Here is a 12,848-nt window from a genome sequence, read left to right as displayed (position 1 = left end):
AAAAACGGCACCAGCTAGTTAAACTGCTGCCAAATTATAAATCGTCTTGCTGTTGAACATGATCAACAAGACTAGCGATCGACATATTTTGTTCAGCAGTTGGGTTTTTTAAGCGTTTTGCAAACCAAAAACGAGGTTTCCAATAGATATTATTCAAACTCGAAATTTTTACCCCTTTTTTAGTCGAGGCATGTAAAAAACGGTCATTGCCCATGTAAATACCGACATGACGAACGGTTCGGGTGGTTTTGAAAAAAACGAGATCGCCAGTTTTTAACTGATTACGCGGTATTTCTTTACCTAAAATACGTTGCGAGTTCACGGTACGAGGTAACTTGTCGCCAACAATATTCAAGTAGGCCAAATACACAAACCCTGAACAATCTACGCCATTTCTACTCAGGCCACCTAAACGATATGGAGTGCCTTTCCATTGATTATGAAAACTCAGTAGGTTTGACTCACTCCACTTAGGTGGTTCTGGCTTAAGCATGGGAGGAACCACCACGGGCTTAGACGCGATAACCACAGCAGGCGAAGACGCACATGCAGATAACAACAGCACTAAACAACTAAACAATAATCTTTTAGCCAATTCAACCCACTCCAAACCCCGAAAAATCATCCGAAATATAAATATTTTTGCCGCAATACACAATAAAAATAACCGCTGCACCGCTTAGCGTTAACGAGTCATCATTTGTATGCACTGCACTAAAGCCCGTTTAGCTGCCATTTTATCGATTTTAATTTGGCAGCGTAGCATAGTTCCTTGCCAATTTGACCAAAAAACACTCGCTAACGTTGATGCCGGTAAGTCCGCACGAATATGCCCTTGTTGCTGCCCTTGTTGAATAAGTGCACTCAATAGGCCGATCCATTGATCATAAAGCTGATTCAAGGTTTGATGCAGTTGCGGCGACTGACTACTGACCTCTACCATCAAGTTACCCATCAAGCAGCCGCGTGGTTCACTGCCACTAAACAGCTCGTCAATGAGTTGATGATATCCATTTAGCACAGTAGATAAATTGGTTTTAAAGTTTACGCTTGAATCGATAGCGATAGGTTGAATACGTTGCTGGAAATAATGTTCGGCCACGGCTGTGGCAAATGCTTCTTTACTGGCAAAGTAATGATAAAAAGAACCTTTAGGAATACCCACTTCGTCGAGAATCAATTTAATCCCCACTGCACTATAACCGTGTAACGCAAAAAGCTTTTCACCTACGACGCATATTGACTGTCTACTCGCTGCACTTTTATTCATTTAGCCTCCCTTTTTTAGTGATAGGATAACTAAGAATAGACCAGTCGGCTAACTTTAGTTGCGAACAAACAAAAACATGTGCTTTTACCTATAAATTGTTCTACTAAATTAATTATTTAATGATCAATTTCCGTATCAACCCATCATCTATATACACAACCTAAACATGTTTACGACAAGACTTAAGCTCAGTAAGCGGGCCTTGAAACAAACAATTATCTATTAATACGGCTGCGTTAAACCCAGTTTTCTCCACAGAAGTGTTCAACATAAAATAAAGGTAATTAACATCAGTCAGGTTTCTGATAAGAAAAAAGCCTACGCAAAGTAGAACGAATAAGACCGTCAATAGATGGTAAGAAATTGCTTGAACCATTCTGAATGAAACAGCATTAATCACTATGGGTATTATTGGCTATCGACTCTTGTAATAACGGCATATTGTCATCACGTCCATCACGATAGCTATTGTCCATATGCTTATCTACCAACTGTTCACAACGCTTTTGGGCTTCATATTGCTTGAGGGGATCCACTTCTTTATCGGTTTGCGCTTGGCACAACACATTGCCACAGCCGGATAGCTGTAACACACTAGCCAAAGCCAACCACGGCATGACATTTAACAGCGGTTTTATCACATGGTTTGTCACAGAAAAATGCATCCATAAGTTATACCAATCCTATTAAATATGTGATCTTTCAGCGGGAGTTCAAAGTACTGTAGGCAAGGCAGATGATTGAAGCGAATAGTGATTCTATTTTGAAAACATCTAACGCAGCATAAAGTACTTTGAAACCCGCCAGAATGGAGTCTCTCAGGTATTCCACTTCTGTGTTGCATCGATTTAAAAGGGAACAGCCATTTCTACATCAATGCGCCTTGAATTAAAAAACCTGAGAGACTCTGAACTGATCAGATATTTAATGAGATTGGTATTAAGTGCTACACATGCTTTTTAGGCATAAAAAAACCAGCCCAAAGGCTGGTTTGAGTATAACCGAATAGATTATCCTGTTACACGTAACTCATCGACTACATCTTTTACGTCATCGGTGTTTTTAGCGATGGCTAAGGCTAAATCACGTTCTGCATCACTCGACACTGTGCCTTTTAATGTCACTACGCCATTAGCGACATCGACGTTAATATCGGAACCTGACACGTCAGCAGAGAATAATAATCGGGTTTTCACTACAGTAGCAACTTTCGAATCTGTGAGTGAGTCACTTAAATCTTTGCTGTCTTTATCACTGTGCTGCTTCATCACCGAAAGCTCATTGTTAACGTCTTTTACGCCATCTAAGCTTTTAATTAACTCTCCAGCAAGTGACTTATCAACACTGCTGTTAACTTTACCTGTTAGGGTCACGTTGCCATCATGCACGTCGGTATTAATATCAAATGAGTTCAGATTTGCATTTAACAAAAGTGTGGTTTCAGCTTTACCATCGATCCACGCATCTTTTGCATCATCTTGCCAATCTTGTGCTGCATTTGCACCGAATGCCATTGAACCTAACATAATGCTCATTACTACAGATAATGTGGTCTTGTTCATAAAGTTTTCCTCCGTTGTTAATCTCAAGGAATACAATGCGTGAACCATGCCAATTATTATAAGTATCTGTTAATAATGAATTAACAAGTATTCATGGTTATTTTCATCTTACTGATAGATGATAATATCGGACTTTTTTACCGACGCTAGGTAAATTTTTCATCGTTGCGATGAGAATTAATGACTCTTAATTGCATTCGCGGAATAGCCTGCTCTAGCATTAAATGACCCCTCCAGAGAATGAACAGATAGCTAATGCCGTAGGCAAAAAAACTATTATGCTGCCAGTCAGGTAAACACACGCTAGTCACAAATTAACATCCATTAAAACACGCTGTTTGTGTCGCCGATGGCTAAGTATGAGCAAAAGAGAGGTTTTTCATGGTGTCACAGCTCATTTGTAGCCAAGCAATACCTTCGGCAAGTTGGCTAGCAACACGCTGGTTTTTAGTTTTTCTAGCCGTTTGTTTTAAATGAACCAAGACCTGTTGTTCGGTTTCAACCAATACCGCAATCACTTGGGGTAACGGCTTATGCTGTATAACCTGCTCAGCCTTAGCATAGTGTCGATGTGAGGATTGTTGATGATAAGTTTGACTGTCTATTGGCCTTGCTTGGCTTGTTCGCACCACGCTAAACAAAGGAGTTAAACGATCCAGCATGCATTTTCGAATGTCGGCCATGTGGATAAAAATCCGTTTGATGTTGTAATCGTCCGCCCCTAATGTAGCTTGGGAATAAAATTGTTGCCCTTCCTGGCATAAATCAATTGCCTCATGTAATAGCCATACATCGGACTCAACCTGTTCGTCTCGAGTAAATGATTTCAATGTAAATCCTCCTGCATTGGATAATTTAACTGACACTTTGCTCTATAGGTTGTATAACCTATAGAGCCCCAGCACATCTGATGTAAGCAAAGCCTAAACATAAACACGTCGTACACATGGACAATATTTAATTAACCATTTGATTATTAGTGTTATTATAGTATTAGTTATACGTTAATGGCCTAACAACACTGAATGATTGTTTGTGGTAGTCACAAGGCACCCAAAGCAAACATTGGACTTAATACCACAGGGAGTGAATCGGCATGCCACGTCCAACACTTTTTTATCATCTACACCGTCGTCAAGAAGGTGAAGCACGACTCCTTGCCTTACCGAGTTGCCAGCACTTTAATAAGATTGCTAGTTCAGTTGACCAGCCCTGGTTAGACCAACTGCACAGTAACTCGATAGACGTTGCTATTATTGAATTATCGCAATTAAGCCAACTAGAATACGCAGAGTTAACTGACAGTGCGTTAATGTCTGATATTGAGTTCATCTTCTTAAGCGAAGGTAAACCGAATCCTAACTTAGATTACTTAATGTCAAAAAGCGCTGGTTATCATTTTCGTCAGCCTTACGATGCCGACGCAATCAACGACACCTTAGAAGACTTTGCCCAAGACTTGCAGTCACAATCGACAAAACAACAACAGCCATTTTCTAGTGAACTAGACCAATACGGTTTGTTGGTTGGCTCATCGCGGGCAATGCACAAGTTGTATCGTACTATTCGTAAAGTTGCCGTAACCGAAAGCAACGTACTTATTGTCGGTGAAAGCGGTGCGGGTAAAGAGCTTGTAGCCAACACCATTCACCTGGCCAGTCACCGAATCAACCAACCATTTATCGCCATTAACTGTGGTGCATTAAGCCCTGAACTGGTCGACAGTGAGCTGTTTGGCCATGTAAAAGGCGCTTTTACCGGTGCTCATCGTGATCACCGTGGTGTATTCGAGCAAGCAGAAGGCGGTACCTTATTTCTTGATGAAGTCACCGAAATGCCGCTAGAACATCAAGTAAAATTGTTACGCGTACTCGAAAACAATGAATATCGCTCTGTCGGCTCACAACAGCTTAAAAAAGCCAATGTTCGCATTGTTGCTGCCACCAATCGCGATCCAGCTGACGCTATTGATGCTGGGCGTTTTCGCGAAGATTTATATTTTCGTTTAGCGCATTTCCCTATCCTAGTGCCACCATTACGCGATCGTAGCAATGACATCAGTGGCCTAGCACAACATTTTTTAGCCTACCGAAATACTGCTGAAAAACTGACTAAAACCTTTTCAGATGATGCGATTAAACTTATCCAACAACAAAAATGGCCCGGAAATGTTCGCGAACTAAAACACGCAATAGAACGTGCATATATTTTGGCAGAAGATACTATTTTACCAAGTCATATCACGGTGACACCTCTGGAACCATCAACTGAGCCTTTAGCTGACGACGTACAAGTACCTGCTGGTATGCGCTTAGATGAACTTGAAAAAGTAGCTATTTATCAAGCGCTCGACAACTCATTGGGCAATAAAAATGATACTGCCAAACAGCTCGGTATTAGCGTCAAAACCCTTTACAACAAACTCAGTAAATACGAAGACCAAACCGGTTCAGACGAACCATAGCGTCATTAAACGCCCATTCATTAAACGTGTTTGCTCGCTTCTGGCACAAGCACATTTAATGACCTGGGTTTGACTTTAATACACAAATCTTCTGATTCAAATAACTCACCATCGATCACATATTGGCAAGACGAATCTGTGTTTAAGTAGATTTTTTTTGCTTGCTCATGATGAATTTGACTCTGTTGATTATCTTCACGTTCTCCAGTTAAGCCTGCAAATAGCAACTCGGTCATACTCAATAACTGTTGTGGCGATGTCTCACTCGATTCAATCCAGGTAATATCTAACAAGCCATCGGTAATATTGGGCTCGCCATTACCTAGCGCTAACAAGCTGGTAAATGGCGCAGCATTGGCTATCACTAGGCTAGTGGTGTTAATCACTTTAATATCGCCACCATCGATCTGCACTCTTATCGACAATGGCTGGTTTTCGCCTACCGCCTCCCACAAACCATTAAGGTAGGCTAATTGTCCTAGGGCATCTTTTTGGTCACGGTCAGCCTTCGCTATCATTTTTTGTTCAAAGCCTAGCCCCACCAGCAACAACATCAACTCATCATTACATGTAGCAGTATCAACACGTTGTGAATAACCTTGAATCAAAATATCAAGCGCTTGCGATACCGGCACCAATTTACTGGCGGCGCCAAACAAAGTATGACTTAGTGCATTGGTGGTTCCCATCGGAATAATACCTAAGAAAATATCGGTATCAACAATCACTGATGCCACCTCGTTAACCGTACCATCGCCACCACAGGCAACTATAATATCTGCGCCCTTTTGTTTAGCTTGTTTGGCTAATTGCACTGCAGACTTATCTTTGGCGGTATACAGCACTTCAAGCTGAAAGTAATCCGTCAAGGTTTGGGTAATATGGTCTGCTTCATCATGCCATTTACCACCACCAGACACTGGGTTAACAATCAACCAAGCACGTTTGTGAATATTAATTTGTTGCTGACTATGCATTTTTTCTATAGCGGCCAACTGCCATTTATTTAACCGTGCCGTTTGGCGGATACTATTGATGGATTTAAGCACATCATTAACATTACGATTTCTCTCACGGCAGACTAAATAAGCCGCTAATACCAACACCGAACGCCCCCGGCCTAGCGCGCAATGCACTACTACATTTTTACCATTACTGACTTGAGTGTGTAACCAATTAATGGCTTGATTTAACTGCGCGACAGTCGGTACGCTGTGATCTAATATGGGAATATTTAAATAGCCAATATTTTCATCAAACAAGGTCCACTCTAATGCGTCAAATTCGGCAGTAACATCCAAAATTGCATCAATTTTTTCATGCTTAAGTCGGTCAATATCACTGGGAAACAATCGGCAGGCTAAATACAACTGCTTATCTATTTTTTGGATTACGGGCACTTTGTCATGCTTTCTTGCCCAGGCGTTATACAGCTGGCACCCCATTAAAAAGGGAACAAAACTCCAACTGATATACCAAGGAATGCTGCCATCTTGGCTTTTTCGGAAAATGCCTGCGCTATTAAACCAATAAGCTGAACTCACCAGCCCCAAAGATAATGCAACCCAAGCAAAAATAACCTTAAGTAACACATAAGGAAGCGCCACACATAAGCACAAAGCCAATAATGCGCCAACAGTATAATAATATTTAATATGAATACGGGTTAGCATTGTGGTCCTCCTGTTGTAAAAAAGCAGCACATGTGTGCTGCTTAGGCTAATACTTATCTTAATAACTATCTGGTTATTTCGTCGCTGTCAGTCAAACATTCCACCTCGACTTACATTGGTTTAAATGGAATGACTCTACCTAGAACAATGCATTTTGAGTTGTAACACTTAACGACTTAAACAAATAAAATAGTTAATGTGATTGGTACAATGCTTAACAGTCTGGATCTTCAGCTTTCATACCTTCTTTAACATCTTCACATGTATCTTCAACTGCATTACCGGCATCTTGCATCATTTCATCCACTTTCTCACCTGCGTTTTCAGCTTTGTTATCTGAACATGCTGATAAACCGGCCGTTAAAAACACCATTAAACTTGCCATTGTCAGTAGTTTTAATAAATTCATATTCATCTCCTGGATGATGGTTGTAATCGTATAAACTTGTTTAAGCAGCCTCAACTTGGATTAAGGTAAGGGGTTAATACTATCCTCGGGGAGCTTTGCCTCTAATCGCATTGGCTACTAACGAAATCACTAGCAACACAATAAAAATAAAGAAAATAATTTTCGCGATGCCTGCTGCTGCACCTGCAATACCGGTAAACCCCAATAGACCCGCTATAACGGCTATCACTAAAAACATTAATGTCCAGCCCAACATAAAAACCTCCTTGGTGTACGGTTTACATTGTGATGTGTGTTTAATTTACGCTGACGATTGATACAAATATCTTATCTCTATCGTAAAAATTAACGATTCACACCACGACTATGAATTAGTTAAAGCCAGCATCATGCCAACTTTTAAAAAAAGCCATAAGACCATGATTTTTATGGTTTTAAAATTTAAAGCAAGAAAGTCAATAATGAGAAAGCCATAGATGAGCAGGCAATTTTTACCGATGATACGGTAAGAGTTTCAGGCTATCACGGTTAGATAACGAAATATCGATGTGTAAACAAAAATGCATCTAGCGGCTGTAATGGCTTACCTTTTATGAGGCAACTTAAGTGAAATTAAGGCAGCAAGAGCTATAAAACCACTCGATATCCATAAACAAGCTTCTAAGCCATAGGCTTGATAGACCCAACCTGACAGTATCGTTCCAATCAACCTTCCCATGGCATTGGCCATATAGTAAAAGCCCACATCCAGTGACACGCCATCACTGCCAGCATAGCTAACAATTAAGTAGCTATGCAGTGATGAGTTAATCGCAAACACCGCGCCAAACATTAATAAACCGATGACGACACTTTCTAGCACATAAAAATCGGCATGTAGTGCGACTGCAATTGCGGCAGGAATGAGTAGTAAATAAGTTGCCCATGTAAAAGCAGCTCGGCCGCTCGGCACTTTTCCCTGTCGTTTACCGGTGAAATAAGGTGCAATGGATTGCACCACACCATAACCAATCACCCAGCTAGCCATAAAGCTACCAACCCACCAATGATCCCAGCCAAAAGTTGTGGCTAAAAATACCGGTAATGCCACCACAAACCATACATCTCTGGCGCCAAACAAAAACATCCGCGCCGCCGAAAGGATGTTAATCGACTGACTTTTAGAAAAAATATCTTTGAATTTGGGTTTGTTTTTCGCTTTGCCTAAATCATCTTTTAAGGTCACTAAACTACATAACCATACAATGCCTAATAACGTGGCCATTAAAATAATGGCGCCTGTAAACCCTAGGCCTGTGAGTAACACACCACCTAAAAAGAATCCCACTCCTTTTAAGGCATTTTTAGAGCCCGTTAACAACGCAACCCATTGGTAAAGCTTACCTTCTGCATCTGCTGGCACTAAGGTTTTAATGGCACTTTTGGCGCTCATTTTATTCAAATCTTTGGCGATGCCCGACAGCGCCTGAGCAGCCATAACGTACATGACGGTTAGCATGTCAGCAGGTACAGTTAGCATAGCTAGTGCCACTATTTGCAGGCCTAAGCCAATATTCATAGTGTTATTTAGGCCAAGCCGTGCGCCTAACCAACCACCAACAAGATTAGTCACAACACCAAAAATCTCATAAAACAAAAACAACATCGCAATATTTAACGGGCTGTAACCCAATTGGTGAAAATACAACACCACCAGCATACGCAAAGCGCCATCGGTTAAGGTAAATGCCCAGTAATTACCGGTAATCAATAAGTACTGTTTTATCGATGGTGATAAGGTACGCAATGTATCCAGCCCCATGAAGCTTATTCCTTATCTGCTAAGCCGACTTTACGTGCGAGCTCAGCGGTACGATTAGCGTATCCCCACTCGTTGTCGTACCACACATACAGTTTCACTTGGGTGTCATTCACCACCATGGTCGACAACGCATCGATAATGCTTGAGCGCGGGTCGGTTTTATAATCAACCGACACTAATGGGCGTTCTTCATAGCCCATAATGCCTTTCAGTTCTTTATCAGCAGCTTGCTTCAATAGTTGGTTTACTTCTTCAACCGTTGTTCCACGAGCCACTTCAAATACGCAATCGGTGAGTGACGCATTAGCTAACGGCACCCGTATCGCATGACCATTTAACTTACCTTTTAGCTCTGGGAAAATATGGGTAATCGCGGTAGCCGAACCCGTGGTAGTGGGTATCAAACTAATGCCACACGCACGGGCGCGGCGTAAGTCTTGATGCGGGGCATCCAGAATAGTTTGAGTATTGGTAATATCGTGGATCGTAGTCATTGAGCCATGCTTAATACCTATCTTTTCATGAATCACTTTTACTACTGGTGCTAAACAGTTGGTGGTACACGATGCTGCCGTCACGATGGGATGGATGGCTTTGTCATATAAATCATCGTTAACGCCCATTACAATATTGAGCACGCCGTCTTCTTTTACTGGCGCAGTCACCACAACCCGTTTTACACCTTGATCTAAGTAAACTTGTAGCAAGGCTTTGGTTTTTATCTTGCCAGAGGCCTCAATCACCACATCACATTTTGACCAGTCAGTGTCTTGGGTAGCGACATTACGGCTGCAAGGAATGGCTTTACCGTTAATCACAATGGCATCACCATTATGGGTCGCCTCATGATGCCAACGACCATGGACTGAATCAAAGGTCATTAAGTGCGCCAGCGTAGCTGCATCGCCAGCAGGATCGTTAATGTGCACAATGTCTACATCGTCCCAATCATACGCCGCGCGCATTGATAAACGTCCCATACGGCCGAAACCGTTAATGCCTATTTTTATCGTCATAATGGTGTCCTAAGCTTGCTCTCATTGTTAAGTTATCGTTTCAATGGTTAGTCACTACATGCTAACCATTAAATGCATCAAAATATTCACGCTGAACCGGATGAGCCAGCGCCTTGGGTCGCAAGGCTTGCACGGCATTAATCACTTTATCTTTAGGCCAGCCTAAACTGACTAATATCAGACCAATCACTAATCCCGTGCGGCCCGAACCACCTTTGCAATGCACGGCAATAGTGCCTTGGTTATTCAACAATTCAATAATCTGGACTTTATGGGCTAACCACTGGGTTTCAAATCCTTGCCCTGGCGCGGCATCGTCAGCAATGGGCAATTGCACCCAGCTAATGGCCTGTGTGGTACATTCAGCGGGTAAACTCTCCGCTTCATTTCGCACTATTTCATCATCGAACATCAAGGTGATTAGCATTTTTGCACCCGCCGCCTTCAATGTGGCAACTGATGCAGCTAATGCTTCATCTTTGGTACCAGGGCACGGGGTAAAAATCAGCTTGGCGCCATTATCTAACGCTAAAACATCATAAGGATGAGGTTGCATGGTTAACTCCAAAAAGTAACTTCAAAACATTTTCATAAATTGATTCACAAAGCCGAATTAACAAACTGACTTCATTAATGGTTAAACCAATGTTGAGTCCGATTGATAATGGCCACCAGCGATAGCATCACCGGCACTTCAACTAATACCCCGACAACCGTAGCCAACGCGGCTCCTGAGTGCAGCCCAAATAACGATATCGCCACGGCGACAGCTAGCTCGAAAAAGTTAGATGTACCAATTAAACAAGCTGGGGCGGCAATGTTATGGGCTAATTTCAGCCATTTAGCTGCTATGTACGCAATAATAAAAATACCGTACGTTTGAATCACTAGTGGTATGGCAATTAAGCCAATGGTTTGCGGATCTGACACAATCACTTCAGCTTGAAAACCAAACAGCAACACCACAGTGGCCAGTAAACCGATAATCGACCATGGTTTTAAATTGGCCAAAAATGAGTTAACTGCGGATAATCCATGGCGGCGATTAAGCAAGTAACGCGTGGTCACACCGGCTAATAGCGGTAACAACACATACAATAATACCGATATAAGCAAGGTTTCCCATGGCACCTGAATATCGCTTACGCCCAGTAATAATGCAGTAATTGGCGCAAAGGCAAAAATCATAATGACGTCATTAACCGACACTTGTACCAAGGTGTAGTTCGCATCACCTTTGGTTAATTGCGACCACACGAACACCATTGCGGTACATGGTGCTACCCCAAGTAAAATCATCCCTGCGATATATTCTTGTGCAGATGCGGGGTCGACCAAGTCGGCAAACAACACCTTAAAAAACAGCCATCCTAATGCCGCCATGGTAAAGGGTTTAATTAACCAATTGATGACAATGGTTAGCAGTAATCCCTTAGGGTTTTTACCAACATCTTTCATTGCCGAAAAATCAATTTGTACCATCATTGGGTAAATCATCACCCAGATAAATAACGCAACAACCAAGTTAACGTGGGCGATTTCAACGTTAGCGATAACCTGAAACACCTCGGGCTGCCATAAACCTAACAGCACTCCGGCCAACATACTTAAACCAACCCATACCGATAAAAATCGTTCAAACATTCCCATAGCAAGACTCCAAACAACAGGGGAAACTCAAAATATTAATGAAAACTTTTACAACATCAAACTAACGACAAAAGCTCACTTTATTAGGCCTATTTTGCATAATGTCTAATTGCTGTAATGACGACATAATCAACCCAAGATTGTTTTCAGTGGTTTCTGCTATTACTGATTTGGCCCATAGAGGTAAGTTAGGGTTGATGCGATAAAACACCCACTGACCGTGTTTTCTGTCGCTAATAATCGCAGCCTTTTTTAACAAGGCTAAATTGCGCGAGACTTTTGGTTGGCTTTCTTCATTCAGCGCTTCCATCAGCTCGCACACACACAATTCACCGTGGTAATGGGTCAGCATTAAGCTTTTTAGGCGAATGTCATCGGTTAGGCATTTATAAAACGCGATAGGGTCTACTTTGGAGAAGTCAGAGGTGCTCAATGAGGTTTGAATCTCTAGCGACATTGGCTCTGTAGCCTGTTGCTCTACTAACAAAAACATTGTCAGGCGGTTATTAATGTCACGTAAAGTCGAAAAAAATGGCTGGTCACCGGCACGATTTTTAGGATCAGGAAAGTCCCACGCCAGTTGCTTAGCCGCGCCGGGATAACTACGACACTCATTATTGGCTTTATCACAGAGGGTAATGACGTAATCGAAGTGTTTGCCCGCAAAAGTATGCAGATGTTTAGACACTAAATCGCTAGCATCAATACCAAAACGAGCAATCGCCTCTATTGCCCTGCTATCAATATGCTCGGGTGATGTACCGGCACTAAACACGTCAAATTGGTTTGCAGCTTTATTGCGTAACAACGCCTCGGCCATTTGCGAACGCGCCGAATTGCCAGTACAGAGAAACAACACTGTTTTCTTTTTCATAACGGATAAACAAGAAGTAAAAACATACGACTAAGTTTATATATGATTATTTACATATACAAGTAGAGATACAAAAAAACCGACTCAATATGAATTGATCGGCTTAAAGGATTAATGATATTAAAAGCG

14 protein-coding genes are annotated in these 12,848 nt (G+C 41.8%); 1 reads left to right on the top strand and 13 read right to left on the bottom strand.

The features are described from left to right. Positions 1–34: 34 nt before the first annotated feature. The 5 genes from HNW13_RS18940 to HNW13_RS18920 all read right to left on the bottom strand — a co-directional run bounded on the left by HNW13_RS18940 (position 35) and on the right by HNW13_RS18920 (position 3,662). On the bottom strand, positions 35–625 hold the full coding sequence (locus HNW13_RS18940) for an NlpC/P60 family protein (RefSeq protein WP_162024433.1): 591 nt from the start codon (positions 623–625) through the stop codon (positions 35–37). 60 nt (positions 626–685) lie between these two features. Further along, on the bottom strand, positions 686–1,270 hold the full coding sequence (locus tag HNW13_RS18935; protein ID WP_101088657.1) for a TetR/AcrR family transcriptional regulator: 585 nt from the start codon (positions 1,268–1,270) through the stop codon (positions 686–688). Between the two features lie 392 nt (positions 1,271–1,662). Continuing rightward, positions 1,663–1,923, bottom strand: coding sequence for a hypothetical protein (locus HNW13_RS18930; RefSeq protein ID WP_157822843.1), 261 nt, complete (start codon positions 1,921–1,923; stop codon positions 1,663–1,665). 357 nt (positions 1,924–2,280) lie between these two features. Continuing rightward, positions 2,281–2,832: a BON domain-containing protein gene (locus tag HNW13_RS18925; protein WP_192116237.1), complete on the bottom strand. Its 552-nt coding sequence runs from the start codon at positions 2,830–2,832 to the stop codon at positions 2,281–2,283. A gap of 353 nt (positions 2,833–3,185) precedes the next feature. Then, positions 3,186–3,662 carry a glutamyl-tRNA reductase gene (locus HNW13_RS18920; protein ID WP_192116238.1) on the bottom strand — a complete coding sequence of 159 codons (477 nt, stop codon included), beginning with the start codon at positions 3,660–3,662 and terminating at the stop codon, positions 3,186–3,188. A 266-nt stretch (positions 3,663–3,928) separates the two neighbouring features. Between HNW13_RS18920 and HNW13_RS18915 the strand changes: the two genes are divergently transcribed. Next, positions 3,929–5,296 carry a sigma-54 dependent transcriptional regulator gene (locus HNW13_RS18915; protein ID WP_192116239.1) on the top strand — a complete coding sequence of 456 codons (1,368 nt, stop codon included), beginning with the start codon at positions 3,929–3,931 and terminating at the stop codon, positions 5,294–5,296. Positions 5,297–5,316: 20 nt separating this feature from the next. Here HNW13_RS18915 and HNW13_RS18910 read toward each other — a convergent pair whose 3' ends face one another. The 8 genes from HNW13_RS18910 to HNW13_RS18875 all read right to left on the bottom strand — a co-directional run bounded on the left by HNW13_RS18910 (position 5,317) and on the right by HNW13_RS18875 (position 12,719). Beyond that, the gene (locus tag HNW13_RS18910; RefSeq protein ID WP_101088662.1) at positions 5,317–6,969 is read right to left on the bottom strand and encodes a diacylglycerol kinase family protein; all 1,653 of its coding nucleotides are present in this window, start codon (positions 6,967–6,969) and stop codon (positions 5,317–5,319) included. A 214-nt stretch (positions 6,970–7,183) separates the two neighbouring features. After that, positions 7,184–7,378, bottom strand: a complete 195-nt coding sequence (locus HNW13_RS18905) for a hypothetical protein (protein ID WP_192116240.1) — start codon at positions 7,376–7,378, stop codon at positions 7,184–7,186. Positions 7,379–7,457: 79 nt separating this feature from the next. Next, positions 7,458–7,634, bottom strand: coding sequence for a DUF1328 family protein (locus HNW13_RS18900; RefSeq protein ID WP_101088664.1), 177 nt, complete (start codon positions 7,632–7,634; stop codon positions 7,458–7,460). Between the two features lie 327 nt (positions 7,635–7,961). After that, positions 7,962–9,179: an organoarsenical effux MFS transporter ArsJ gene (gene arsJ, locus HNW13_RS18895; RefSeq protein ID WP_192116241.1), complete on the bottom strand. Its 1,218-nt coding sequence runs from the start codon at positions 9,177–9,179 to the stop codon at positions 7,962–7,964. A 5-nt stretch (positions 9,180–9,184) separates the two neighbouring features. Then, positions 9,185–10,195, bottom strand: coding sequence for an ArsJ-associated glyceraldehyde-3-phosphate dehydrogenase (locus HNW13_RS18890; protein ID WP_192116242.1), 1,011 nt, complete (start codon positions 10,193–10,195; stop codon positions 9,185–9,187). 61 nt (positions 10,196–10,256) lie between these two features. After that, positions 10,257–10,751, bottom strand: a complete 495-nt coding sequence (locus HNW13_RS18885) for a tyrosine-protein phosphatase (protein ID WP_192116243.1) — start codon at positions 10,749–10,751, stop codon at positions 10,257–10,259. A 74-nt stretch (positions 10,752–10,825) separates the two neighbouring features. Beyond that, positions 10,826–11,845 (bottom strand): ACR3 family arsenite efflux transporter, encoded by a 1,020-nt coding sequence (gene arsB, locus HNW13_RS18880; protein ID WP_192116244.1) that lies wholly within the window; start codon positions 11,843–11,845, stop codon positions 10,826–10,828. Positions 11,846–11,906: 61 nt separating this feature from the next. Continuing rightward, positions 11,907–12,719, bottom strand: a complete 813-nt coding sequence (locus tag HNW13_RS18875; RefSeq protein WP_192116245.1) for a metalloregulator ArsR/SmtB family transcription factor — start codon at positions 12,717–12,719, stop codon at positions 11,907–11,909. Positions 12,720–12,848 lie beyond the last annotated feature (129 nt).

Source organism: Shewanella sp. BF02_Schw, assembly GCF_014596695.2.
Lineage (GTDB): Bacteria > Pseudomonadota > Gammaproteobacteria > Enterobacterales > Shewanellaceae > Shewanella.
The sequence above is the reverse complement of the archived record's forward strand: the minus strand, read 5'-3'. Positions and strand labels throughout refer to the sequence as shown.

Excerpts from the sequence above, each read along its gene's own strand:
- arsJ (WP_192116241.1), bottom strand. The coding sequence starts at position 9,179 with ATGGGGCTGGATACATTGCGTACCTTATCACCATCGATAAAACAGTAC.
- HNW13_RS18885 (WP_192116243.1), bottom strand. The coding sequence starts at position 10,751 with ATGCAACCTCATCCTTATGATGTTTTAGCGTTAGATAATGGCGCCAAG.
- arsB (WP_192116244.1), bottom strand. The coding sequence starts at position 11,845 with ATGGGAATGTTTGAACGATTTTTATCGGTATGGGTTGGTTTAAGTATG.
- HNW13_RS18935 (WP_101088657.1), bottom strand. The coding sequence starts at position 1,270 with ATGAATAAAAGTGCAGCGAGTAGACAGTCAATATGCGTCGTAGGTGAA.
- HNW13_RS18900 (WP_101088664.1), bottom strand. The coding sequence starts at position 7,634 with ATGTTGGGCTGGACATTAATGTTTTTAGTGATAGCCGTTATAGCGGGT.
- HNW13_RS18915 (WP_192116239.1), top strand. The coding sequence starts at position 3,929 with ATGCCACGTCCAACACTTTTTTATCATCTACACCGTCGTCAAGAAGGT.
- HNW13_RS18905 (WP_192116240.1), bottom strand. The coding sequence starts at position 7,378 with ATGAATTTATTAAAACTACTGACAATGGCAAGTTTAATGGTGTTTTTA.
- HNW13_RS18910 (WP_101088662.1), bottom strand. The coding sequence starts at position 6,969 with ATGCTAACCCGTATTCATATTAAATATTATTATACTGTTGGCGCATTA.
- HNW13_RS18890 (WP_192116242.1), bottom strand. The coding sequence starts at position 10,195 with ATGACGATAAAAATAGGCATTAACGGTTTCGGCCGTATGGGACGTTTA.
- HNW13_RS18925 (WP_192116237.1), bottom strand. The coding sequence starts at position 2,832 with ATGAACAAGACCACATTATCTGTAGTAATGAGCATTATGTTAGGTTCA.
- HNW13_RS18875 (WP_192116245.1), bottom strand. The coding sequence starts at position 12,719 with ATGAAAAAGAAAACAGTGTTGTTTCTCTGTACTGGCAATTCGGCGCGT.
- HNW13_RS18940 (WP_162024433.1), bottom strand. The coding sequence starts at position 625 with ATGATTTTTCGGGGTTTGGAGTGGGTTGAATTGGCTAAAAGATTATTG.